The organism is Streptomyces purpureus (genome assembly GCF_014648195.1).
GTDB lineage: Bacteria > Actinomycetota > Actinomycetes > Streptomycetales > Streptomycetaceae > Streptomyces > Streptomyces purpureus.
Genome location: NZ_BMQQ01000018.1, coordinates 17,818 through 42,538 on the forward strand (window position 1 = coordinate 17,818; position 24,721 = coordinate 42,538).

The following is a 24,721-nucleotide window of genomic DNA, read 5'->3' on the forward strand; positions in this document are numbered from 1 at the left end:
TCCGCGCGGGCGATCACATCATCGGTGGCCACACCGGCTACGCGGCGCACTGTCGTCGTCTCGCCGGTGAACTGGGCACGCCGCTCTTCGAGCTCCGGCTCGCTCCCGGGCCGGGCGGCCCCGTGGTGACGGATGTGAACCTGTGCCCGCCGCTGGACGACGACCGGCATGTCGCCGCCACCGCCGCGCTGCTGGTCGCCCTCGCCGAACAGCCGACCAGGAGGCAGGCGTGATCCTTTTCTACGGCCGTACGGACGACCCTCCCCTCACCCGCGCCGTCGACGCCGCAGGGGACGCCGACCTCGACCACCTGGTCGTCGATCAGGCCCGCCTGGCCCGCTACGACCTCGTCACCGGCACCGGTGCGCTGGACGGCGTGCTGACCATCGAAGGGATGAGACTCCCGCTCGCCGAGGTGTCCGCCGTCTACGCCCGCCCGCTGGAGCCGCCCGTTGGCGGGGACCTCGCCGCGCGGGCGCGGGCGGCGGCGTTCCAGGAGTGGTTCGTCGCGTGGCTGGACACCACCGAGGCCTTCGTGGTGAACCGGCCCCGCGCCATGGAGTCCAACTCCTCCAAGCCCTACCAGGCACAGCTCATCGCCCGTGCGGGATTCGCCGTACCCGAGACGCTGGTCACCGACGACCCCGAGGAGGTCTCCGACTTTCGAGTCCGCCACGGTCGGATCGTGTACAAGTCCGTGAGCGGCATCCGCTCCATCGTCAGGGAGTTCACCGCGGCCGACGAGAGCCGGGTCCACCTCGTCCGGGGACTGCCGACCCAGTTCCAGGCGTACGTGCCTGGCCGGGACGTACGCGTCCACGTCGTCGGCGAGCACCCGTACGCCGCGGCCGTCGACTGCGACGCCATCGACTACCGCTACGCCCACGACCAGGGCAAGGACGCCGCCAGGCTGACCCCGCTCGACCTCCCCCCGGACACGGCCCGCCGCTGCGTGGACCTGGCACGCTCCCTCGACCTGCCGCTCGCGGGCATCGACCTGCGGTGCACACCGGACGGCGAGTGGGTGTGCTTCGAGGTCAACCCCATGCCTGCCTACAGCTACTACGAGGCGCACACCGGCCTGCCGATCGCCAGGACACTCGTCGACCTCCTCGACGGCGAGCGAGCCGCCATCCCGGCAGGGGCCTGAGCGTCATGGGCCCGCCCGTCGAGAACCTCACCGCCCTGACGCTCCGGCTCCTCACCCGCACCGCTCACCCCCGGCTGGCGGACTGGGAGCTGGCCACCGCCGAGGTGCTGACCACCGCGCCCGTGGCGGGCATGGCGGACCTGATCTCGACCAACCTGACCACGGAGCGGATCAGCCTCGGAATCCGGCGGGAGCTCCTCCAGGGCGTACCCCTGGGAGCCGTCCTCAGGCTGCGAGCGAAGCTCGGCTCCTCGGGCGACATCCTGGCGGAGCCGCATCCGGACCCCGCCGACTTCCACGTCGAGCGGACCTGACCCACCGCCGCCCACGGGAACGCCACGCCGTCCTGGCGCCCCTTAGGTTCTAGCGGTCATCGCAATACCCGACCTTCGGGGACGCGATGGCCTTCGAGATCCGTAAGATCCGCAAAACTCAGGGACGGAAGAAGCTCGACCGTGAGCGGGCGGAATACTTCCGGCTCATGGATCAAGGCGTGAGCAGTCGGGAGCGTGCCGGATCGTCGGCTTCAACCGGCGTACCGGCAAGCGCTGGCGCAACGGCACCAACGCAACGAAGAAGAGACACGCTCAGCCCGCACACAGAGTGCGGGCTGAGCGGGCCTCTTCCGCGTCTCGGCACCTGACGCTGGAGGAGCGTCTCTACATCGCCGACCAGGTGTGGGCGAAGGCGCCGGTCCGGAGGATCGCCGCGGACCTGGGCCGCAGCCCATCGACGATCAGCCGCGAGATACGCCGCAACCGCCACCCCATCAACGGCCAGTACCGGCCTCATGCCGCCGAGGCCCGCGCCGACTCGCGCCGGCCCCGCCCCAAGGCCGGGAAGATTGCCCAGAACCCGGAGCTGCGGGACTACATACAGGAGCGTCTGGGCAGGCGCTGGAGTCCGGAACAGATCGTCCAGCACCTGCACCAGGACTTTCCCGACCGGCCGGAGATGCACGTGGACCACGAGACGATCTACCAGGCCCTCTATGTCCAGGGCCTGGGAGAACTGCGCCGGGACCTGGCGAAGGCCCTCCGCACCGGCCGGGCCCGCCGCAAGCCCCGCCGTCAGGCCCAGCAACGTCAGCCCCGCTTCCGCGAACCGATGGTCATGATCAGCGACCGACCTGCCGAGGCGGATGACCGGGCGGTACCCGGCCACTGGGAGGGCGACCTGATCAGCGGCAAGGACGGAGCCTCCGCCATCGGCACGCTCGTCGAACGGGGAAGCCCGTGTCGCGGACCGCGTAGGAGATCCAGCCCTCGGTGCCGGGGACCAGGTGGGAGCCGTTGTGCTCCAGTCGCACACCCCGGCCGCCTTCGCCCCGTACGACCGCGGCGGCGACGGCGTCCCCAAAGAGACCGTTCGACAGCAGGTTGCCGACGGCGAGGTCGGTGGGCTGGTAGCAGAGGGAGCAGAACTCGCACGACACGATCAGTACGTTGCCCTGCGGGTAGGCGGTGCAGAAGTCGTGGGCGCGGTTCACGGCCGCGCCGCCGGCCGCGCAGCCGAGCTGGGCGATCGGCAGCTGCCGGGTCTGCGGGCGGAAACCCATGGTGTTGATGAGCCAGGCTGTCAGGGACGGCATCATGAAGCCGGTGCAGGAGACGTAGACGATCATGTCGATGTCTTCCGGACCGAGCCCGGCGTGCTCCAGCGCCCGCCGTACGGTTTCGGGGACCCGCGCCTTGGCCTCGGCCTCGTAGAGCGCGTTGCGGGCGGTGAACCCGGGGTGGTCGAGGGTGGCCTCGACGGGCTGGACGAGATGACGGGTCCGGACGCCGGTGTTGGCGATCAGCCGGAGGGCGAGAGCGAGTTGCGGGTGCCCGGCGTGCAGGCGGCGGGCCAGTTCGAGGGTCTGGTCCAGCGTGATGACGTGTTCGGGGACGCTGATGGCGGGGCGGCAGAGGGTGGCCACGGGGATTGCGGGTTCCTTACCAGGCGACGGGCAGAGCGAGCGGATAGCGCCAGATGGACACTGTGTTCCACTGGATCTCCTCGGCCGGCACGGCCAGCCGTAGCGTGGGGAAACGCTTCAACAGCGTCCCGATGGCCACCTGGAGCACCATGCGCGCCAGATGTGAGCCGAGGCAGTGATGACTGCCGTAGCCGAACGCCATGTGTCCGGCGGGGTCCTGCCGTTCGAAGTCGAGGGTGTCGGGCCGGTCGTAGACGAGACCGTCGCGGTTCGCGGTCAGGTAGGAGACATGGACGGTGTCACCGGCCTTGATGCGTACGCCGCCCAGCTCGACGTCCGCCAGGGCGACGCGCGGAATGCCGACGCCCTGGCGGAAGGGGATGAACCGCAGCAGTTCCTCAAGGGCTTGGGGTAAAGGCTGAGGCCGCTCCCTGAGTTGGGCGAGGTGCTCGGGGTGCGTGAGGAGCGTATAGGCGACGTTGCTGATGTCGTACGTGGTGGTGTCGTGCCCCGTGACGACCAGGAGCATGGCCAGCACGGCCAGTTCCGCTTCGCCCAGCATCTCCTCGCCCACGCGCGCGGTGGCGAGCGAACTGACCAGGTCCTCGCCGGGGTTACGGCGCCGCTCACGGGTGAGCTCGTCGAAGTAGCCCCGCAGGCCCGCCTTGGCGGCGACCGCGGCCGTACGGTCCGCGGCGCTCATCGACATCATCGACATCGCCCATGCGCGCAACTGGGGGCGGTCCCGCTCGGGGATGTCCATGAGCTGACAGATCGTCATTAAGGGCAGTTCTTCGGCCAGATGGGCGGCGACATCGGGGGAGTCGGCCGCGGCCATCGTGTCGAGCAAGGCGTCGACGGTCCGCTGCGTCCATGGCCGCAGGGCCTCGACCCGCGGGGTGGTGAAGGCCCTGATGACGAGCTTGCGGACGCGGTTGAGAGCAGGCGGGTCCATCAGGTTGATGGACCCGCTCTGGGCGATGGGCGCCGGGGTGATCCGGGGGAAGTCCCGGCCGACGAGCGCGGCCCTGCTGAACCGGCGGTCGGAGGTCACCACCTGCACCTCGCGGTAGCCGGTCACCAGCCAGCAGTCCCCCTCCCCGTACGGCATACGCACACGGGCGACGGGAGCCTCGGCCCGCATCCGGGCCATGAACGGATCGGGCTCCAGGGCGTCGTCATGGCGGAACGGGCACGTCGGCACGGTCTCCGCGGCGGTCATCGCGGCGCTCCTTCCGTGCTCGGGCAGCCGTCCCGGTCGGGCATCGGGGTGAGGTGCGACGCCCTGCCGTGCTCGTCGCGCACGATCTCCAGCAGGGCGGTCACCGCGTCATGGTCGACCGGCCCGTGAATCCGCGTGAGCCGGGCGCCCGGCTGCCCCGCGAGCGGCGAACCGGACGCCGGGGGAACCCGGTCGACCGCCGCGCCGAGCAGGCTCTCGTCGATGACGAGGGCGACGAGCGGTCCCGGGGTCTCCCGGTGGAAACGGCCGGCTGCGGCGAGGACCGCCTCAGGCGCGCAGAGGCAGTGGACCGTGCCGTCGCGGGGCGTTGAAGGTGGGGTGTAGGGCCGATCGGGGTCGGCGAGCCAGGCGCCGAGAGGGGCGATGTGGAAGATCACCGAGCTGTTATAGCCGCTCGTGATCACGGCGCCGGACACGCCCAACTCCCGTGCCAGACATCCGGCGACACGCGGAGAGCCTCCGACCTGCTCGTGATCGACCCGGGGCGCTACGGCCGCCGCGCAGGGAAAATACGCCGAGTCATCCATACGGGTGATGGGGAGGTTGTCCGCCCACTGCGGATCGCAGAGGAAATGGGGAGTGCTCACCCCTTTTCCCTGATCAAGATATAGCTCACAGGGGCGCTTGCGGCAAGGCCCGGGCCATGCCGCAGAATCACGCACCTCAGCCGAAGATCACGGAAACGGGGAGTGGCGACATGCGAGTGGTGTTCTCGACGTACGGGGCGCGCGGAAGCGTCGAACCGATAGCGGGACTCGCGGTGCGGCTGCGGGAACTCGGCGCGGAGGTGCGGGTGTGCGCCCCGCCGGACAAGGAGTTCGCGGAGCGGCTGGCCGAGCTCGGCGTGGAGATGGTGCCGACCGGCGCGCCGGTGCGCCCGGTAGTGACCACGGTGACGCCGGGGTCGGCCGCGGGACTGGCGCAGCGGGCGGCCGACTTGATGGCCGCGCAGTTCGACACGGTCGCCGCGGCGGCCGAGGGAGGTGATGCGCTGGTGGCGACCGGCCCGCTGCCGGCCACGGCGGCCGCGCGGTCGGTGGCCGACAAACTGGGCATCCGCTACGTGCACGTGAGCCACCAGCCGGTCAGCCTGCCGTCGCCGTACCGTAGGCCGCCCGCGCGGCGGGGACAGCCGCTGCCCCCAGGGGCGACCGACAATCGGGCGCTGTGGGACCTGGACGCCCAGATCGCGAACACGATGTTCGGCGAGGAGCTCAACGCCCAGCGGGCGTCGGCCGGGCTGCCACCGGTGGGCAGCGTCCGCGACTACGCCTTCACCGACCAGCCGTGGCTGGCCACGGACCCGGTCCTGTCCCCGTGGCAGCCGACGGACCTCGACGTGGTGCAGACCGGTGCGTGGATCCTGCCCGACGAGCGCCCGCTGCCGGCCGAGTTGGCGGCGTTCCTGGACGCCGGGACAGCACCGGTGTACGTGGGCTTCGGCAGCACGCCGATGAGCGCCCCGGAGGGCGTCGCCCGGGTGGCCGTCGAGGCGGTCCGCGCGCACGGCCGCCGCGTGGTCGTCTCCCGCGGCTGGGCCGATCTGGCCCTGATCGACGACCAGGACGACTGCTTCGTCGTCGGCGAGGTCAACCAGCAGGCACTGTTCCGCCGGGCGGCCGCCGTCGTCCACCACGGCAGCGCGGGCACGACGGCAACGGCCACCTGCGCCGGCGCGCCTCAGGTGGTGGTACCCCAGGGGGCGGACCAGCCGTACTGGGCCGGCCGGGTGGCGGATCTGGGCATCGGCGCGGAGCACGAAGGACCGATGCCGACCGCCCAGTCGCTCTCGGCCGCGCTCAAGGCGGCCCTGACGCCCGAGACCCGCGCGCGAGCGACCGCCGTGTCCGGCACGATCCGCACCGATGGGGTGACAGTGGCCGCGACGCTGCTGCTCGGCGCCGCCGGCCAGGAAGGGACGCCGGTGTCCGCGTGAACCGCGCGAGGCCGTCGTGGCAGGGCGGCCGGCCTGGGGCGGTGGTCAGTCGGCGGCGTTCTTCCTGATCCGGCGCTCCGACCCGAGGGCCGCGACGCCGACGCATACGGCGGCGCCCATGGCGAAGGTCAGCACGGACGGGTTCACATGGCCGGGGACGGTGTCGGTGGCATGGCGTCCACCGTCGTTCGTCCGGCAGACGAACCGCAGAGGCAGGAAGCTCACCGTGTAATCGCTGATCATGCTGGCCGTCGTACGGTCCTGCCAGCCCGCCGTGCGGCACGGCCGGATCGGTGCCGAATTGGTTCCGCCGTCCTCCGCCTCCATGACCGCCCAGGTGACATGCAGCAGCCCCCACGTGTACATGGCGGCCGCGACGGCACCAAGGAGCGCGGCGACGCTGCGCAGCCACACCTCACGGCCGGCGTGTCGGAGACCGTACCGGCCGAGTGAGCCGAAGCCGTAGCCCGCGAGCCAGAGTGTCGCCACGAGTCCGGCCGGTACGAGGAACAGCAGCAGGAACGCCATCGAACGAGTCCATCAGGGCCGCATGATGCCGACTGTGACGGAGCCCATAGTTCCGGCAACAGAAACGTCACGGCTCGCGGAGGGTCCTCCGTAAGAAGTCCCTTGACCTCAAGCGCGGTTGAGCTCTTAGCGTCGTCAGCGACGAAAGGAACTCGACGTGACGACATTGGTTACGGGTGCCACGGGAAACACCGGCCGGCATGTGGTGGCGGAGCTGGTCCGCCGAGGAGAGCGCGTACGGGCACTGACGCGGAACCCGGCTGCGGCCGCGGAGAAGTTCCCGGGCGAGGTGGAGCTGGTGGCCGGCACGCACACGCAACCGGAGACGTTGGACGCGGCCCTCGATGGAATCACCCGTATGCACATCACCGTGACGGCCGGACTCGCCGACACCGGGCCCGAGTTGGTGCGGCGGGCGGTTGACGCGGGTGTTCAGCGCATCACCGTACTCTGGGGCGGCTGGGTCGGACCGGTCGAGACGGCCGTGGCGGACTCGGGGGTGGAATGGACGCGGCTGGAGCCGCAGGAGTTCATGTCCAACACACTGTTCTGGGCCGAATCGATTCGCGCCGAGGGCGTCGTCCGCGAGCCGTACGACTTTCCCAGCGCGCTCGTCCACGAGGCCGACATCGCGGCAGTGGCGGCGGCCGCGCTGCTCGACGACGGTCATGCGGGGCGTGCCTACAACCTCACCGGTCCGCAAGCGCTGACACCGAGTGAGCGGATCGAGATCCTCTCCCGGGCGGTGGGCCGTGACATCGCCTTCGCCCCGATCACGCACGAACAGGCCGTCGAGAGGCTGATGGCCACCGGCGTCTCGCGGCCGGACGCCGACTATGTCGTCGGCTGGTACGCCGCCCCGACCGATGATTCGACGACCGTGGTCGAGACCGTCGAGCAGGTGACCGGCCGTCCGGCGCGTACGTTCGCGCAGTGGGTGGCCGAGCACGCCGAACGCTTCTAGCGGCCGGCGCGGGCTGGCGCCCGTACGACTGCCCAGGGACGGATCATCGGCGGGAATCCGAACCCGGTGGAGCGAAGTACGCGGCGCTCTCCGCGTCCGCCGGGTAGCAGGACTCGATCGCGACCTCGTCCAGGGTGATGTCCATCGGCGTCCGGAACGTGGTGATGGTCGAGAACAGCCGCGGCTCGCGTCCCCTGAGGCGAATGACCATCGGGAGCACGATGTCCGATGCGATCGACAGGCTCGTCGTGTTCTCCGGATCGGGATCGGCCGTCAGTAATTCCTCGCAGAGCGCCGCGAGTTCGGGGTCGGTGGCTTTGACCAGCTGACGCGTGATGCGGGCGCGGAACACCGCCCGTACATCGGCCAGGTTGACGACAGGCGGAGCGAGCCCGCGCGGGTCCAGCCCAAGCCGCAGCAGGTTGACCGGGGGCCGCGGCAGGTCGGGGGCGACGTGGGCGAAGAACGGGTCGACGGCGCGATTGGTCATCACGATGTTCCATCGACGGTCGATGACCAGCGCCGGGTACGGCTCATGCGCGCGTAGCACCCTCCCGAGTGCGTCCCGGGCCGCCGACAGCGCATCGCCGTCAAGCGGGCGCTCGGCGTACCGGGCGCGAAGCCGGCCGCGAGCAGCAGCTGGTTGCGATCACGCAGAGGCACATCGAGCTGATCCGCGAGCCGGAGGACTATGTCGGCGCTCGGACGGGTCTTGCCGGTCTCGATGGGACTGACGTGACGGGCTGAGACCTCGGCGGCGATCGCGAGATCAAGCTGGCTGAGTCGCCGACGCCGCCGCCACTGCCGCAACAACTCCCCGACCGTCCGCATGATCACCGAGGCTACGTCCCTGTGGCGCCGCACGCCATGAAATGCCAGTTCATCGACAACCCTCCCTGCCCCCAACACACTGCCTTCATGACCACGGAGAACGAAACCCTCGTAGAAAAGGCGCTGTCGAAGCTGATCGGGAGGGGCGACGCTCGCGCCGCTCCTGAGGGACGACTTCGTTCATCACGGCCGGATGCGAGCTCGTCGTCCAAGACGGAGTGGCTCGCCGCCGTACGCGCGGTGCCGATCGCCGACCTGCGGGTCGAGATTCATCACGTACTGGCCGATGGCGATCACGTCGTGATGCACTCGCGGCGCTGGATACCCGGGGCCGGGCCGGGGATCGCGGGCGTCGACATCTGGAGGCTGGAGGACGGGCTGATCGCCGAGGGGTGGGAGATCATCGAGCCGGTCACCGAGGCGGCCTCCCATGTGGTGTGGTGGGAGCCGGTCCCCCCGGCGGCGGACGCGCGGCCCTGACACACGTCGCGGGCTCTCACCCCTCCGGGGGAGAGGGATCGTCCCGGCGGTCGACGTGCCGCACACCGGGCGATGTGACGCTCATGCCATGAGCGAAGTGAAACAGGCGCCGACGACCATTCCCTGGCAGCACCGTTGGGGCAGACAGCCACGGATCGCGGGAGGGGCCGCGCTGGGCTGGGCGGTGGTGCAGAGCATCGTCGCTCTGGCCTGCGTATGGGCTGGTACGTCGGGTACGACCGTCGGTGGCGACCAGCCGCCGGTGGGCCTGGCCTGGTTCGCGGCGGGGGTGGCCGTACTGGGCGGAGTGTCGGCCGCGGCCGCCGTGCGGGGGCACGAGGGACGTACCGTACGGGGACTGCTGTGGGCGGCCTGCGCCCTGTCGACGGTGACGGGGTTCAGCCTGCTGATGGATGTGGTCGGGCTGTTGTTCGCGCACGGTGTCGACAATGTCGCCGCCGCGGTGCTGCACACGCTGGGACTGCTGGGCGCCGTTCTCCTCGCCGCCACGAGCCACGCGCGACGGCCCGCGATCTGCGCCCGGTGCGGCACGGTGCACACAGCGGTCGTCAGGCCTCATCCGTCCCACGCTCCCCGCCGTGTGCGCCTGGTCGCCTACGGCGGGATCCTCGCCTTCGTCCCGTACATAGGGATGAAGATGGTCTGGGCCCTGGGCGGGACGTTCGCCGGGATCAGCGGGGCGGAGCTGCTGCGGATCTCGGAACGCAACGGAGCCTCAGGGGTGTGGCTCACGCTCGAATCGTGGGGCGTGGACGGGACCGTACTGCTCGCCGCGCTGGGGATCTTCCTGCTCTTCGGACTGATCCGCCCCTGGGGTCAGGTCTTCCCCCGCTGGACCCTCGGCCTGAGCGGCCGGAGCGTGCCGCGCTGGCTGCCGCTGGCTCCCGCGCTGATCGGGGCCACGACCCTGGTGCCTTACGGCCTCGGGGGCGTCGGCTACCTGGCCCTGGTGTCGATGGGCGCCGCCTCCATGCGGCTCGGCGACTCTCCCACGTTGCAGGACGCCCTGCTCATGGGCTGGGTGGGCCACGTGGGCTTCGCCGTGTACGGCCTCGCGCTGCTGACGGCATCCCGTTCCTACTGGCTGCGCACCCGTCCGGTCTGCTGAGACCTTCCTGGCCGGCGCGGGCAGCTGCCCCGCGACGATCGCCGCGAGCGAGAGCGCGAATCCGAGCAGCTGGACCGGCCCCAGGGTCTGGCCGAGCAGGGCCGCGCCGAGAACCGCGGCGACCAGCGGCGAAAGCAGGACGAGAACCGCGACGGAGGTGACGGGCAACGTGGTCAGGCCGCGGAACCACGGCACGAAGGCGAGCAGCCCGCCGACCAGACCGAGCCAGAGGTAGCCGAGCGCAGGCGGGAAGGTCCACGACGGGCGGCGCCCCCTTGACAGGGAAGGTGAGAGGCAGCAGGAACAGGCCCCCGCGGTGAGTTGCCAGCCGGCGAAGGCCGCGGGACCGGCACCGGCCGGACGCCCCCAGCGCTTGGTGAGCGTCACCCCGAGCGCCATCGTGGCCGCGCTGCCGAGCCCGGCCGCGACCCCGACGACGTCGAGCGCCGCTTCCGGTCCGATCACCACGAGGCCGACGCCGGCCACGCCGGCCAGGCCCCAGGCGAGACGCCAGGCGGAGAAAGGGCTCGAACGCGTGACCACAGACCACCGGATCCTCGCTTCGCTGGTGGCGGGCAGGGTCTCGTAGTCCCGGGCCAGGCGGCGGGAGTTCATCAGCCACGCGAACGTGCGCTCTGCCACCCACCGCCTCGGCAGCACCACGAACCCAGCCATGTCGTCGGTGCGCTTGACGATCTCCAAGGTCAGGGCGAGTTGGTCCCGGCACCAGCCGACGAGGGAGCCGGTGTAGCCGCCGTCGGCCCACACGAGGGTGATGTCGCGGTGCAGACGGCGCAGCCGGATCAGCAGGCCCGCCGCGGCGTCCCGGGCGCCGATGTTCGCAGCCGTGACCGCGACGGCCAGGAGCAGGCCGAGGGTGTCGGTCACGATGTGCCGCTTGCGGCCCGGCACCTTCTTCCCGCCGCCTTCGCAGCCGCGTGAGACGGCCGGCACCGAGGCCGCGGCCTTCACTGACTGCGCGTCGATGATCCCCGCCGTGGGCTCGGCCTCGCGGCCCTCGCGCTCACGGACCGTCCCGCGCAGCCGGTCGTGGACCTCGGCGATCAGCCCGTGCTCGCGCCGGCGGCGGAAGAAGGCGTAGACCCGGCCCCAATCAGGGAAGTCCGCGGGCATCGCCCGCCACGAGATCCCGCCCGCGACCAGGTAGCGGATCGTGTCCAACAGCTGCCGGTGGCAGTAGCCCTCGGGCCGTCCACCCGGCCCTTCAGCCAGGCCGGCACCGGCAGCAACGGCCGGACGGCCGCCCATTCCGTGTCCGTCATGTCGGAGGGATACCGGCGTTCCCGGTCCGGATGGTCGGCCGCGTTGCCGTACGCATGCGCGAGGCAATCGCACGACACGGTGGGCGAGTTGAAGTCAACGTGCCCGGGCACGTACAACAAAGACACCAGGGCCTCCGGGAACCACTCGGAATGGGATCGCACCCCGAGCTACCAGAAGGCCCTGCTTTCACGCGCGGAAACCGCCGCAGTCACCCGATCGAGGCTCCCGTTCGATCGACAGCCTTCGAGATCGGTACGGGTAACAACCACTTACGTGTCGGGATGCTGCGGCAGGGCGAGCCAGTCCGACCAGGAGATCTCGCGGCCGAGGAAGCGCGGCTGCTCGAACGGCCAGTCGGCGGCGATCCACTGCGGCACCAGCGCGTCGAGGGCCTGCTCGACCTTGCTGCCCACCAGCTCGTCCACCACCCACCAGGAGATCTCGCCGTCCGCGCCGGCCCTCTCCGGCGGGTCGATGTAGACACAGCCGAGCAGAGCTGTCTCCGCCGCGTCGAACAGCGCGTAGTTGAAGGACTGGTGCGCGGCGATCTCCTTCTCGTGCCGCAACAGGTCGGCCTGGTCGGCCTCGTAGGTCATGGTGCCCGCGGGCCAGCCCCAGGCCGGGCCGAAGATGGTCCACAGCCGCTCGCGCGAACCCATCACAGCCGGATAGTCGAGCGGGGTGTCCGCCTCCCGAATCGGCCGCAGGTGATGGCCACCGCCCGGCAGGGGTACCAGGACGGGGTGGACGAAGTCATCGGGAAGCCAGCTCATGGCGCCCGACCGTAGCAGCGCGCGGCCGTCCGCTCCCCTGGATTTTCCCCTTATACCGCCAGGCACTGCTCTCATGCCGGGCAGGCCCCGCGATCACCCGATCGAGGCTCCCGTTCGATCGACAGACTCCATGATCGGTATGGCAGCGGCTTCTAAGTGTCCTCCGCTGCACCGACATCGCATGCCAGCCACTCGCCTGCCACTTCCCGCGGGCCGCCCGGCGGCCCTCGTTGCCAGATGCATGCGGCCCTCACCGTCGGGCTGCTGCACCGATGAGTACACGGCCACACGCCAGGTCAGTCGAGGATGCCGAGGCCGGTGTCCGCGCGGCAGATCACGCAGGCCGGCACCTGGCGGGTGGGGCGGTCCGTCGTGGAGGCCATCGTCATCCGGCCCGACGTTCTGTCTCTCGTCGCGGGGTACGTCGTGTCATCGAGGAACCGCTGGAGCACGGTTCAGACGCGCTCACAGGTCGTCTGTCCCCAACTGCGGGTGGTGGCACCGCCCGCTGCTTCGCGGTCAGGCCACCTCCATCGCTATACCGCCTGACACAGGGATACACCCATCAGCGAGATCACCGTCACCCTAGGCCGAAAACCGCAGTAGCCATGCTCACCTCCGCCGTTCGAGGAGGCGGAGGATGCGGAAGGCCAGGAGGCGTGCATCGCGCCGTCGCTCCGGGCGCCTCGACCATAGATCGGGCAGAAAGCTGCCTACCAGCACGATCAGCGTAGGGCGAGCAGCGCGAACCCCGCTTGCTCCGCCGCCGGACGCAGTCCGGCGGGGCGGGGCGGCACGGCTCGCATGGCGCCCGCGGAAAGCACGACAACGACGGCGACGCGAAACCGTGTCGCCGCCACTGACCAAACCAGGCGCAACCTCAGAACGCGGGCGTGTCCACCAGCTCGCGCATATGTTGAAAAAGCCTCCCGGGAGGGTCATTCTTCTGCCACGATTGCCCCCCGTTGCCCGGCCTTCGGCAGGGCGACGGGCGGGGACGGAGCGGGGGAGGCTCTGGTGGGGGCGGAAAATCTTGAGCGCGCTGTCGCGGAGGCGATCCAACGGAGCCGTCCGGTCGCGGCGGATCTGCAACGCGAGATCAACGGGCTCGTCGGTGGGCTCATGCAGGGGGTCGGGCACGAACTGTCCGCCGGGTCGGCCGGGTCGGCGCCGCCCGCCTCCGGCGCGTCGTCCCCGCCCGGCTCCGACGCGCTCCGCGCGTACGCCGACGACGTAGTGCGGGCCGTCGTCCGCGAATTGGAGGAGCTGACGAAGCGACGGCTCGGTGACGAACTCGGGACGTTCAACCTCGTCCTGTTCGGCCGCACCGGTACGGGCAAGAGCAGCCTGACCGAGGCGCTGACCCAGGGTTTCGGCGACTCGATCTCTCCTGACGGCGCGTCCGACTGGACCACCGGCGTCGCTCCGGGCCAGTGGCGCGGCTGCCGCGTCGTCGACACCCCGGGCACCAACGGCTGGGGGCGGACGAAGTCGCGCTCGGAGCTGGAGGAGACCGCCCGTGAGGCACTGGTCTCCGCGGATGTGGTGATCCTCTGCTTCGACAGCCAGAGCCAGCAGGAGGGGGAGTTCGCCAAGGTGGCCGACTGGATCGCCGGCTACGGCAAGCCGGTGGTCGCCGTCCTCAACAACCGCAGCTCGATGTGGCGCTTCCCCACCCGGGTGCCGCGGCAGGAGATCCGTCGCAGGCTCTCCCGCTCCGTCGCCGAGCACGCCGAGAACATCCGAGACGAACTCGCCCGGATCGGTCTGCACGACGTCCCGGTTGTGGCCCTCAACACCAAGCGGGCGGTGTTCGCCCGCGCCGCCCTGCCCTACCAGGGGCCCGACGCCGACAGCCTCTCGAAGCACCGGGCCGAGGCGGGTTCCATCGACGTCCTCCTCGACTGGTCGAACCTGCCGGCCCTCGAATCCCTGCTCGCCACGGCCCTCGGCCGGGACGCGGTCGGTCTGCGGCTCGGCGCGCTGGTGTCCCAGATCGGCGGGGCCTGCCGGAACGCGGACCACAGACTCCGGGTGCACGTTGAGGAGCCCGCCCTCCGGCTCGCCGAGCAGACGGAGATCGGCATCGAACGGATGCTGACGGTCCTGGGCTCACCGGAGTCGGCCTTCACGGACCCCGATCCCGCGGCGGACGAATCAGGCACGGCAGGCACGGAGGCGGGATCCGGTGCCGCACGCGGCCGACCGGAGCGGAACCCGCGCCGGGACGACGGGGGTCTGCGCGCCGCCCTCGCCGAGCTGGAGCGGATGCGCGGAGGGCGCTTCGAGGCACCTCCGACGGGGGAGTTCGAGCGGTACGCCGACCACGCGATCCGTGCGGCACTGGCTCCGGTGCGGGACGCGGCCCAGCGGCGCGCCGACGACGTCGTCGACCGGGCCATGGCGCGCAACGAGGCGGTGCCGGACAATGTGTTCGCCGAGCGGGTCTTCGACACCGCGGAGATCGAAGACGCCCTGCGGGGGGCGCTGAAGGCGAGCGCCGCACACCTCCGGCGCCGGGTCGGCCTGGTCGTCGAGGACGCGGCTGCGGACCTGGCCGCGGTCGCGGCCGAGCGGGCCCGGGTGGAGGGCCGGGCCGGGCGAGTCCTTCGCGGCATGAGCATCGCCGCCGGTGTGGGCGGTGCGGCGGCGGGCGTCGGCAGCGCCGCCATGGCGGCCCTCGTCGCCGCCAACATCTGGAACCCGGTCGGCTGGACCATCGGCGGCATCCTGCTCGCGGGTGCGGCCGCCGGCCTGATCGGGCGGGCGTTCAGCGGCTGGAGCCGCCGCCGTGCCCGCCTGCGCCAGGAGGAGGCGCTGGCACGCGCCCGCGCCGACGCTCGCAAGGCCGTGGCCGCGACATTCGAGGGGGCTCGTACGGCGGCGGCCGAGCGGGCGGGCGAGCTGGTCCGCCAGGCCTTTGCCGAACGGGTCGGCGCCGCCGTGCGACAGGGTGTCGAACTGCGCCGCGTCGCGGAGGCCGCTGGGCACCGCCGGGAGCTGCTGCGGAATACGGCCGCGGGTCTGCCGGACCCTGCGGATCCGGCGGCAGTGCTGCGCGAGACCGCCCTCGCGTGCGAGGCCGCCACCGGCCTCGCCGGGAACGCGGCGGCCGCACACCTGTGGCTCGGCGAGTCCTGGTGCGCGGCGAAGCCGGGCACCGGAGAGGCACCCACGCGGCCGTCCGAACCGGCTCAGTCCATCGCCCAGCCCGGATTCCTGGAGTGGACGCGAGGGGCGGCCGACGGGCCGTTCGCCGTGCCGATCCCGGGATCCGGCCGGCGCTGGCTGCGGGAGACCCGCCGCCGGCTGCGCGAGCGCACCACCGCCGGCTCCGACGGCCACGCCCAAGCGGCCGAGGCGGCCGAAGACACCGAAACGGCCGAGGCCGCTGCCGCCGCCGACGTCGGTACAGACGAGGTGCTGGCACAGCTCGGCAGGCTCGCGGCCGACGCCCGGCCCCGTGTCCTGGTGTGCGGGGACTACAACACCGGCAAGTCCTCCTTCATCCGGCGCCAGCTGGTGGACGCCGAGACGGACCCGGATGAACTCCCCGCCGTCGCCGCCATGCCGCAGACCGCCGAGCCGACCTCGTACGAGATCGATGGCCTTGTGTTCGTCGACACCCCCGGCTTCCAGAGCGGACGGAAGGCGCACCACGCGGCGGCGCACAGCGCGGTGCCGGACGCCGCCGCCGTCCTCTACCTGTTCCCGCCCAACCTGGTCGTGGGCAAACGCGACGACCTGGACCTTGTCCTCGACGGGGACCCGGAACGGCACCTGCAGGGGAAGCTCGACCGGACCGTCCTGATCATCAACCGCTCCGACCAGATCGGCCCCGATCCGTTCGACGCACCCGAGGAGTTCGCCCTGCGCTGCGCCCGCAAGCGCATGGAACTCGCGCAGGCCCTGGACCGGACGGCGCCGCCCGGTTCCGGGCGGCCCCCGGTCGACCCGGACCGCGTCGTGTGCGTGTCCGCCGACCCCTACGGCTTCCAGGGCAGCCGCAGGGAACACTTCGACCCGCACCGCCACTGGGACGGCATGGACGTCCTTGCCGAGGCACTGGAGGAACTGCGGCCGAGTCTGGACGCGAACGGCGTCGACTTGTCCGTACTGCACGGCGGACTCGCGCGGTTCGGCGCCGTGCTGCGAAACGCCGAGGCCGAGGAGCGTGTGGCACGCGAACGGGCCGAACAGCTCGACCGGCTGCGCGCGGACGTCGTGGACCGGCTCCGCGAAGGCCTTGCCATCCGTCAGGTACGGGCCGCGCGCCTCACCGACCTGGTGGTCGAGTTCCTCGACCGCGGACTGGGGCGGGCACTGCGCAACGGCAACCCGGAGGAGCGCAAGGCGCTCGCCGAGCGCCTCGACCGGTGGACGGAGGACCCGGACCTGCAGGCGGTCGTCGAGCAGTGGTGGGCCGAGTCGGCCGACGAGATCACGGTATGGCGGCGGCGCACCGCCCACTCCTTCCGCCGCCGCCTGGGATCCAAGGCGTTCGCCCGGACCTTCCCGCAGACCGGCGCCGTGGAGGACCTCAGCCTTCTGAACGGCCACCCGCGCCGCGAGCGCCGCAGGAAAGCCGCCCGGGGGTTCGGCAGGGTGGGGGCGCTGATCGGGAAGGCCGCCGACGGCCCGTTGATCGCCCGGGTGGCGACGTGGCTCGGCCGGAGCCTGGAGCCGGCCACGCTCACGCGCGGGGCGGTGCTGATGGCGAGGGCGGGAATGGTCCTGCAGGTGGCCGGCAGCGCCGTTGACGTCTACACCCTGGTCCGCAATGTGAAGGAGGACCAGGAACTGGCCCGGGGCCGGCTGGCGGTGTCGGTGGCCCTGCGGGAGTCCGGCGCCCGGTGGGCCGAGGTGATCACGGACGGAACCGAGGACGAACCCGGCCTGCTGTCCGGGCTCGACGGCGACTGCGAGGAACTGAGCGCCCGCGTCAAGGAGATCGACGACCGCGCGGCCGTGTACACCCGGACCACGGACGCGCTGCGGGACAGGATCGGCACCATCCGGGAAGTGATCGCCGACGCGCTCGCCCACCTGGGCCACGAGCCCGTCGGCCACTCGGTACGGCAGTACACAGAGGGGGAGTGATGAGCGAGAACGAGAGCGGGACCGCGACCTCGTCCGTCAACGGGGCGGAAATCGGCGGCATCGGGGAGTGGATCGACCGGATCCGCGCCGCGGTGCGCACCGTCGCCGGGAAGGGCGTCACGGACGAGGTCACGGCCCTTTGGGACGAGTTCAGGGACAGCACGGCCGTGCGGGTGACCGTCTACGGCCCCTACGACGCCGGCAAGACGAGCCTGGTCAAGCGCCTGCTGGTGGAGGACGGGACGGCCGTGCCGTCCTGGCTGACGATCGGTGCCCGCCCCGAGACCTTCGTCGTCGGCCGGGAGACCAGCGCCGGGATCGAGTACGCCGACACCCCGGGCATCTCCGCCGGCCACCCCGAGCACGCGGCCGCCGCCGACAACGCGCTCGGCGTCACCGACGCCCTGCTCGTCGTGCTCCCGCCCCAACTGGCCACCACCGGCGTGGACCACATCCGCGCCGTCGCCACCGGTGCCCTCTTCGGGCCGAAGGCGTCCCGGCTCTTCCCGGCGGGCGCACTGCTGCTGGCCGTGGGGCGGATGGACGAGGCGGGCATCGACCCGCAGGACAATCCGGACGCGTACCGGCGGCTCTGCGCCCGTAAGCGCGATGAACTGGCCCTGCTCCTGGCCCGCGGCGCGGACGACGGCCTGCCGCCGGACCACGTGCCGGTCCACCTCGTCGCCGCCGACCCCTACGGTCTTGGCGTGTTCGACGGGCCGACCGGGGACTGGGACGGCATCGCCGGCCTCCGCGCGAACCTGGCCGCCCTCGTCGACCGGCACCCGGAGCTGCGCGCCGCCGCCGAGGTGCGGCTCTGGAGCCGGGTCGCGACGCAGGCGCTGAACGAGGCCGAAAACGAGCGGACGCAGACCCGGCTCGCGGCCGACGAGGCACGCCGGGAACTGGCCCAGCTCGCCGCCGTCACCACGGAGCTGGACGGCGTCGTCGCCACCGCACGCGCGGAACTGCGGGCCTCCGTCAACGAATTGCTCAGCTCCGCGGTCGAGAACCTGCACGGGGCGGACGAAGCCGCGATCCGGGCCGAGGCGGAGGGCGGCCTCGGCAAGGTCCTGGCCGGGTGGTCCACCCGCTGGGGCGCGGAACTCGACCGCCTGGTGCGGCAGACGGACACCGAACTGGCCGCCCGGGCCCAGCGCGCCGCCGCGACGGCTTTCCAGCACTTCGTGGGCACGCTCACCGACCCACCGGTCCCGCACACACCGCAGGCCGTGGCGAAGACAGAGCGCAGCCTCGACCTCGTCCTGCAAGAGCTGCGCGGTCAGGTCCGCTGGGTGGTCCGCAGCCTCTACCAGAGCCACCTGGAGAAGAAACTGGGCATGTCACTCGACCAGGCCGTGGCGGAACTGGGACAGGTGGAGAGTCTCGCTGACCAGCGGCGCAAGCTCCGCTACTACTACCGCAGCGGCGTCGGGTTCGCCGACGCCAAGCACGTCGCGCAGGCGCGGGCCTCGCTCCAGCGAATGAAGATCTTGGACGCGGTGCTTCCGTCCGTGCTCGAACTCGGCACTCTCCTCTTCCGTGAGATCGAGGGCGCCCGCCTGGAGGCCCGGGAGGCGGAGCGGCGCAGCGAACTCCGCGGCAAGCTCGACAAAACAGCCGACACGGTCGTGGACCGCGTGCTCGGCGCCGGCGAGGACCGCCCGGACTTCGGCTGGAGCACCGCGATCGCGGACGTCCGGACCGGTCTCGAAGAACTGGCCCGGCCGCTGCGGACGATGACGGACGTCCTTGACGCGCGCGGAAAGGAACTGGAGGCCGGCGCAGCCGATCTGACCACCCTGCTGGAACGGGCCCCGGCACGCGCGCACACGGCTGGGACGGGCGGGTAGGACCGGAGGAGGAGGGAGGAGGAGGGGGGAGGCCCCGATGGCACTGGGGGAAGCGGGAGGGGACGGCCTCGGGGATGCGAGGCCGCCTGGCGCGTGGTGCGCTCGCTGCGCCTGGTCGTCCAGTCCTCCCTCAGCTACCAAATCGCTCGCCTGGAAAAGGAACTGGACGCCAGACTCTTCGAGCGCACCAGCCTCCGGGCGCGCCTGACCCCGGCCGGTACGGCATCCCTCCCCGCCGCATGTCAGTGCCTGGACGCCGCCGAGCGCGCGGCCGCGGAGGTCGCCACCGCCGTAGGAGAGGTACGCGGACGGCTCGCCGTAGGCCTGATCCCCACGGTCGCCGCGGTCGACATTCCGGGCGCGCTACGGGACTTCGGGCAGCGGTACCCGTAGGTGGGGGTCAGTCTGCGCGTGGGCGCGAGCGAGGGGCTTGCCGAGCAGGTCGGACAAGGAGCCGTCGATGTGGCCTTCCGCGGCCTGCCGGCCACGGCACGGCCGCACGGCGTCGCCGCCCACGAACTCGCCCGCGACAGGCTGGTGGCCGTGGTCGCACCGGACCACCCACTCGCCGGCGAGCCGGCGGTCGACCTGCGCAGGGTGTCCTCCGAGGTCTTCGTCGACCTCTCAGCCGGAACGGCGGCCGCGCCCAGTCCGACCAGGCCTTCTCCGCCGCCGGCCTCAGCCGCGACGTCGCCTTCGAAGTGACTACCGTCGACTTCGTCATGGCTCGCCTGGTCGGCCAGGGCCTCGGCATCGCCATGCTCCCCGCCGCCTACGTCCCGCAGCTCACCGGCGTCACCACCATCGAGGTCACCGACGCGCCGACCCGCGTCGAGTACGCCATCTGGAGCCGCACGAGCCCTACGCCCGCGGCGACGGCCTTCCTCGCGACGCTCGGCATCCCGGCCGCACCGGGCTCGGAGTGACAGCGGAAGGATTCGCCACTCGGCCTGGGGACGTCATCCGACGGAGTCGCCACGAGGGACATCGAGGATGATGTCGGCGGCGCGGGCGATGACCGGGGTGCGGGAGCGGCCGGGGTGGTCGGCGGCGAGGAAGTGGCTGCCGATGGCCGTGCAGAGTTCGTCCGGGAGTGCCACCGGGTCACCGATGCGGCGCGGCGCCGGCCCGGCTTCCAGTCCGTCGGGGTCTGGGTCACCCCCGCCGGCGACGCCGTCGTCACCACCGGCGCGTTCGAGTCGGAAGAGGCCTTCCTGGCGGCGGCCGAAGTGGGCCGCAAGATGGACGCGACACCCGACGGCCTGAGCGACCTGGAGGTCAAGCCCCGCGAGGTCCACTTCCTCGTGTCGCGCTAGGAAGGCCGACCGGAAATCAGCGGGGTGATGCGGGGCGCGCTCCATCACGTCCTTGAGCGTGACGAGGCCGGCGAGTACGGCGTCCGCGTCGCGCCGGAACCCCGCGTCGCTCATTCCCGCCCGGCGGCGAAGAGCGAACACCGCCTCGCCGCCGGTGCCGTCGGCGAGGACACTTGTGGAGGGAGGCCGAGGCGTAGGTCTTCGTGCCCGCTACGGTACGAAGCCGCTGCCGGCGGGGTCTTGAGCGAACCGGCCACGCCCACATCGCCCGTGAACGACAAAGGCAAGGAGGTGAAACCACTCCTTGCCACTCTCAACTTATAGCGCACAGGGGGGCTTGCGGCAAGGCCCCGGTCGTACCGCACAATCGCTCACCTAAGGCCAGGACCTGCGGAAACGTTCCACGAGGCGCAGCAGTGCGCTCCGTCGGACTTCGCGGGCGTGGCCTTGGATCGGAGCTGTTGACATGTACCACCTGACTGCGAGGACTGCCCTGACCACCAGCGCGTTCAACCTTCCCGACCACCTTTCCCCCAAGGCCGACCCGGCCCTGATCGCCGGAGACGAGCAGCACTTCGCGGCCATCGCGGAGAGCCTGGAGCAGGCGATCGCTGAACTCTCCGACCGTCTCGACGCCCTTCGCAAGGCGCCCGGCGGCATCGGCCGCGAGGCGATGGAGCGGGACGCGGAGATCCACCGGCTCTCCGGCCGTCTGCGTAGCCTGCGCCGCTTCGGCCTGGACCTGTGCCTCGGACACGTCGTCGGCGCGGACGACTTCGAGCCCGTGTACATCGGGCGACTCGGTCTGACCGACAGCACCGGACGTCGGCTGCTGCTCGACTGGCGCTCTCCCGCGGCCGAGCCGTTCTTCGCGGCGACGCACGCCAACCCGATGGGCCTGGCCAGCCGCCGCCGCTACCGCTGGACCCGTGGCCGGATCAGCGACTACTGGGACGAGGTCTTCACCGCGGAAGGGCTTGAGGGGCACGCCGCGCTCGACGACCAGTCCGCCTTCATCGCGAGCCTGGGCGGCAACCGGTCCAGCCGGATGCGGGACGTTCTCGCCACCATCCAGGCCGACCAGGACGCCATCATCCGGGCGGAATCCCGCGGTGCGCTCGTCGTCGACGGCGGGCCGGGCACGGGCAAGACCGTCGTCGCCCTGCACCGCACCGCCCACCTCCTCTACTCCGACCCCCGTCTCGGTCACCGTCGGGGCGGCGTCCTGTTCGTCGGTCCGCACCGGCCCTACCTGGCGTACGTGGAAGACGTCCTGCCGAGCCTCGGCGAGGAGGGCGTCCAGACCTGCACGCTGCGGGACCTCGTCGACGAAGGTGCCACGGCGGCGGTCGAGACCGACCCGGAGGTGGCCCGCCTCAAGTCGTCTGCGGAGATGGTGAAGACGGTCGAGATGGCCGTCAGGTTCTACGAGGAGCCGCCCGTCAAGGGGATGACGGTCACGACCGACTGGGCCGACCTCTGGCTGAGCGCCGACGACTGGGCCGAGGCGTTCGAGGCGCCGGGGCCTGGGACGCCGCACAACGAAGCGCGCGAGCAGATCTGGGAGGAGCTGGTCACGATCCTGATGGACAAGTTCGACGGCGACGTCCCGCCCGAGCAGTTCCGCAAGTCGCTCATGCAGGACAGGGAGCTGGTCAGCACCCTCAACGGCGCGTGGCCGCTGCTCGAAGCGGCCGACATCGTCGGCGACCTGTGGTCGGTCCCCGCCTACCTGCGGATGTGCGCGCCCTGGCTCGACCGCGAGGAGGTGCGCACGCTCCAGCGGAAGGAGGCCCCGCAGGCCTGGACGGTCTCCGACCTGCCGCTGCTGGACGCGGCACGTCAGCGGCTCGGCGACCCGGAGGCGTCCCGGCGCAGGCAACGGCACGCGGCCGCCCTCGCCGCCCAGCGCGAGCGCATGACGCAGGTCGTCGACAACCTGATCGCCGCCGCGGCCGATTCCGGCGCCGACGGTGACGACGGCGTAGGCCTGGTGACCATGTTGCGTGGCCAGGACGCCAAGGTCAGCCTGGTCGACGACTCCGAACTGCCCACCACCGACCGGGACCTGCTCGCCGGCCCGTTCGCGCACATCGTCGTGGACGAGGCCCAGGAACTGACCGACGCGGAATGGCAGATGCTGCTGCTGCGCTGCCCGTCCCGGAGCTTCACCATCGTCGGGGACCGCGCCCAGGCCAGGCACGGGTTCACGGAGTCGTGGGAGGAACGGCTCGAACGAGTCGGACTGAACCGGATCACCATGGCCTCCCTGAGCGTCAACTACCGCACCCCGGAAGAGGTCATGACGGAAGCCGAGCCGGTCATCCGGGCCGCGCTCCCGGACGCCAACGTGCCGACCTCCATCCGCAGCAACGGCCTCCCCGTCGTCCACGGCTGCGTCGCGGATCTGGACACGGTCCTCGACACCTGGCTCGCCGCGAACGCCGACGGGATCGCCTGTGTCATCGGGGCCCAGGGGGTTGACCCCGCCTTCCGGGAGACGCCGCGCGTCCGGTCGCTGACCCCGGAGCTGTCGAAGGGGCTCGAGTTCGACCTGGTCGTCCTCATCGACCCGGAGACGTTCGGCGTGGGCATCGAGGGAGCGGTCGACCGCTACGTCGCGATGACCAGGGCGACCCAGCAACTCGTCATCCTGACGAGCTCCTGACCTCGGCCGGCCCACCGGCACGCCAAGCTCCATCAGGCCGCCGTGAGCTGAATCACGACGGTGGACTGTCACGCTTCTCCGACGCCGCGTGTCTCGATGGGCGTGCGAAGAGAGGAGCCGGGTGTGATGTCGGGAGTTCACCGCACGCTCATGGCGGAGGCGGCGGAGGCGGCGGCGTATGGCTGAGGACGCGTTCACCGAGCAGCGTCCGCTGCTGTTCACCATCGCCTACGAGATGCTGGGCAGCGCCGCCGACGCCGAGGACGTACTGCAGGAGAGCTACCTTCGCTGGAGCGCGGTCGATCCGGCCACGGTCGGGCATCCGCGTGCCTATCTGGTGCGTGTGGTGACCCGGCAGGCCCTCAACCACCTGCGGGCCGTGAAGGCGCGGCGCGAGGAGTACGTCGGTGCGTGGCTGCCGGAGCCGATCCGTACCGCGCCCGACGTGGGCGAGGACGTGGTCCTGGCCGAGTCGGTGTCGATGGCCATGATGCTCGTCCTGGAGACGCTGAACCCGAACGAGCGTGCGGTGTTCGTGCTGCACGACGTGTTCGGCTACACCCACGGCGAGATCGCCGCCTCGATCGGCCGGACGGAGGTGGCCGTCCGGCAGATCGCCCATCGCGCGCGCCAGCATGTGCATGCCCGGCGTCGCCGCTTCGAGCCGGACTCCGACGCCGCGCGGGAGGTCGTCCAGTCGTTCCTCCGCGCGGCGGCGAGCGGTGAGGTGCAGGCCCTGATGGACCTGTTGGCGCCCGACGTCGTACAGATCTCCGACGGCGGAGGAAAAGTGGTCGCCGCCCGCCGGCCGATCACCGGCCGCGCCGACGTCGCCCACTTCGTCCTCGGCGTCCTGCGCACCGCCACCACCGCGACGACCCGGGTCGAGCACACCGCGTACAACGGCATGCCCGCCGCCCGGTTCGTCAACGACGGCGTACTCGACTGGCTGGTCGCGTTCGAGATCGACGGCGGGCGGATCACCGGCCTCTACGGCATCCGCAACCCGGACAAGCTGCACAGCGCCGATGCCGTGCGGCCACTCGACAGAGGAGGACGACAGACATGGAAACCATGACCGTCGAGCGTGTCGTCGACGCCCCGATCGACGAGGTGTTCGCCTGGCTCACCACCACCACCAACTACACCCGTTCACCCGTGGTGCTGCGCTGCCGCCTGACCCGGCGCGGTGAGGGCGCGCCCTACGGGGTCGGCGCGGTGCGCAGCCACCTCTGGCTGATCGGCTGGTTCCGGGAACGCATCACGACGTACGAGCCGCCGTACGCCACCGAGTACGTCGTCGAGCGCAGCCTGCCGCCGTCCAGGCACGAACTCGGCCGGATGACGTTCACCGAGGTCGACGGTGGTACGCACGTGTGCTGGACGACCCGGGCCGAGATCCCCGTTCCGCTGGTCGGCGCCCTCCTCACCCGCCATCTCGCGCGCCCGATCATCACCCGTACCTTCCGCAACATCCTCGATGCTGCGGACACCGCGCTGGCCCCGCGCGGTGGGCGCACCCGGTCGGGACGGGCATGACGGCAG

General features: G+C 71.5%; 16 protein-coding genes and 6 pseudogenes. 15 read left to right on the forward strand and 7 right to left on the reverse strand.

The annotated features are described in order from the left end of the window. The 4 genes and pseudogenes from IEZ01_RS21995 to IEZ01_RS22010 all read left to right on the forward strand — a co-directional run. Positions 1 to 233: pseudogene (locus IEZ01_RS21995) on the forward strand (hypothetical protein); the annotation flags it as partial. Then, the gene (locus tag IEZ01_RS22000) at positions 230 to 1,150 is read left to right on the forward strand and encodes an ATP-grasp domain-containing protein (protein ID WP_189203307.1); all 921 of its coding nucleotides are present in this window, start codon (positions 230 to 232) and stop codon (positions 1,148 to 1,150) included. The pseudogene IEZ01_RS21995 and the gene IEZ01_RS22000, both read left to right, overlap by 4 nt. A gap of 5 nt (positions 1,151 to 1,155) precedes the next feature. After that, positions 1,156 to 1,464: a hypothetical protein gene (locus IEZ01_RS22005; RefSeq protein ID WP_189203309.1), complete on the forward strand. Its 309-nt coding sequence runs from the start codon at positions 1,156 to 1,158 to the stop codon at positions 1,462 to 1,464. An 86-nt stretch (positions 1,465 to 1,550) separates the two neighbouring features. After that, positions 1,551 to 2,383: pseudogene (locus IEZ01_RS22010) on the forward strand (IS30 family transposase); the annotation flags it as partial. Here the strand turns inward: IEZ01_RS22010 and IEZ01_RS22015 are convergent. The 3 genes and pseudogenes from IEZ01_RS22015 to IEZ01_RS22025 form a co-directional block, all read right to left on the reverse strand. Next, positions 2,379 to 3,071 (reverse strand): annotated as a pseudogene (locus IEZ01_RS22015) (type III polyketide synthase); the annotation flags it as partial. The pseudogenes IEZ01_RS22010 and IEZ01_RS22015 overlap by 5 nt on opposite strands. A 16-nt stretch (positions 3,072 to 3,087) precedes the next feature. After that, positions 3,088 to 4,293 carry a cytochrome P450 gene (locus tag IEZ01_RS22020; RefSeq protein ID WP_189203311.1) on the reverse strand — a complete coding sequence of 402 codons (1,206 nt, stop codon included), beginning with the start codon at positions 4,291 to 4,293 and terminating at the stop codon, positions 3,088 to 3,090. Next, positions 4,290 to 4,730, reverse strand: coding sequence for a DUF952 domain-containing protein (locus IEZ01_RS22025; protein WP_189203313.1), 441 nt, complete (start codon positions 4,728 to 4,730; stop codon positions 4,290 to 4,292). The genes IEZ01_RS22020 and IEZ01_RS22025 overlap by 4 nt, the downstream gene beginning before the upstream one ends. A 281-nt stretch (positions 4,731 to 5,011) precedes the next feature. Here IEZ01_RS22025 and IEZ01_RS22030 point away from each other — a divergent pair, with 281 nt between their 5' ends. Then, complete coding sequence (locus tag IEZ01_RS22030; RefSeq protein WP_189203315.1) at positions 5,012 to 6,250, forward strand: glycosyltransferase; 1,239 nt, start codon at positions 5,012 to 5,014, stop codon at positions 6,248 to 6,250. A 45-nt stretch (positions 6,251 to 6,295) separates the two neighbouring features. Here the strand turns inward: IEZ01_RS22030 and IEZ01_RS22035 are convergent, their stop codons facing one another. Then, a complete protein-coding gene (locus tag IEZ01_RS22035) occupies positions 6,296 to 6,778 on the reverse strand; it encodes a hypothetical protein (RefSeq protein ID WP_189203317.1) in 483 nt (160 codons plus the stop codon). Between the two features lie 157 nt (positions 6,779 to 6,935). Between IEZ01_RS22035 and IEZ01_RS22040 the strand changes: the two genes are divergently transcribed. Next, positions 6,936 to 7,742 (forward strand): NmrA family NAD(P)-binding protein, encoded by an 807-nt coding sequence (locus IEZ01_RS22040; protein WP_028798285.1) that lies wholly within the window; start codon positions 6,936 to 6,938, stop codon positions 7,740 to 7,742. A 43-nt stretch (positions 7,743 to 7,785) separates the two neighbouring features. Here the strand turns inward: IEZ01_RS22040 and IEZ01_RS36075 are convergent. Beyond that, positions 7,786 to 8,573, reverse strand: a pseudogene (locus IEZ01_RS36075) (MmyB family transcriptional regulator). A gap of 87 nt (positions 8,574 to 8,660) precedes the next feature. Here IEZ01_RS36075 and IEZ01_RS22050 point away from each other — a divergent pair. Both IEZ01_RS22050 and IEZ01_RS22055 read left to right on the forward strand, forming a co-directional pair. After that, positions 8,661 to 9,053: a nuclear transport factor 2 family protein gene (locus IEZ01_RS22050; RefSeq protein WP_229833136.1), complete on the forward strand. Its 393-nt coding sequence runs from the start codon at positions 8,661 to 8,663 to the stop codon at positions 9,051 to 9,053. Positions 9,054 to 9,141: 88 nt separating this feature from the next. Then, the gene (locus tag IEZ01_RS22055; RefSeq protein WP_189203447.1) at positions 9,142 to 10,182 is read left to right on the forward strand and encodes a hypothetical protein; all 1,041 of its coding nucleotides are present in this window, start codon (positions 9,142 to 9,144) and stop codon (positions 10,180 to 10,182) included. 45 nt (positions 10,183 to 10,227) lie between these two features. Here the strand turns inward: IEZ01_RS22055 and IEZ01_RS35110 are convergent. Beyond that, positions 10,228 to 11,451 (reverse strand): annotated as a pseudogene (locus IEZ01_RS35110) (IS5 family transposase); the annotation flags it as partial. Between the two features lie 284 nt (positions 11,452 to 11,735). Continuing rightward, positions 11,736 to 12,239: a GNAT family N-acetyltransferase gene (locus IEZ01_RS22065; protein WP_019891536.1), complete on the reverse strand. Its 504-nt coding sequence runs from the start codon at positions 12,237 to 12,239 to the stop codon at positions 11,736 to 11,738. A gap of 1,017 nt (positions 12,240 to 13,256) precedes the next feature. Between IEZ01_RS22065 and IEZ01_RS22070 the strand changes: the two genes are divergently transcribed. From IEZ01_RS22070 to IEZ01_RS22100, 7 genes and pseudogenes are all read left to right on the forward strand, one after another. After that, the gene (locus tag IEZ01_RS22070; protein ID WP_189203328.1) at positions 13,257 to 17,339 is read left to right on the forward strand and encodes a GTPase; all 4,083 of its coding nucleotides are present in this window, start codon (positions 13,257 to 13,259) and stop codon (positions 17,337 to 17,339) included. Continuing rightward, entirely contained in the window at positions 17,339 to 19,192 is a 1,854-nt protein-coding gene (locus IEZ01_RS22075; RefSeq protein WP_189203330.1) for a GTPase domain-containing protein, read from the forward strand. Before IEZ01_RS22070 ends, IEZ01_RS22075 begins: the two co-directional genes overlap by 1 nt. A 93-nt stretch (positions 19,193 to 19,285) precedes the next feature. Continuing rightward, positions 19,286 to 20,118, forward strand: a pseudogene (locus IEZ01_RS22080) (LysR family transcriptional regulator). 132 nt (positions 20,119 to 20,250) lie between these two features. Beyond that, on the forward strand, positions 20,251 to 20,508 hold the full coding sequence (locus IEZ01_RS22085) for a hypothetical protein (RefSeq protein ID WP_229833138.1): 258 nt from the start codon (positions 20,251 to 20,253) through the stop codon (positions 20,506 to 20,508). 466 nt (positions 20,509 to 20,974) lie between these two features. Further along, a complete protein-coding gene (helR, locus tag IEZ01_RS22090; RefSeq protein WP_189203335.1) occupies positions 20,975 to 23,176 on the forward strand; it encodes an RNA polymerase recycling motor ATPase HelR in 2,202 nt (733 codons plus the stop codon). Between the two features lie 178 nt (positions 23,177 to 23,354). Next, positions 23,355 to 24,254, forward strand: coding sequence for an RNA polymerase sigma-70 factor (locus IEZ01_RS22095; RefSeq protein ID WP_019891545.1), 900 nt, complete (start codon positions 23,355 to 23,357; stop codon positions 24,252 to 24,254). Beyond that, complete coding sequence (locus tag IEZ01_RS22100; protein ID WP_028798289.1) at positions 24,242 to 24,715, forward strand: SRPBCC family protein; 474 nt, start codon at positions 24,242 to 24,244, stop codon at positions 24,713 to 24,715. The genes IEZ01_RS22095 and IEZ01_RS22100 overlap by 13 nt, the downstream gene beginning before the upstream one ends. Positions 24,716 to 24,721: the final 6 nt, after the last annotated feature.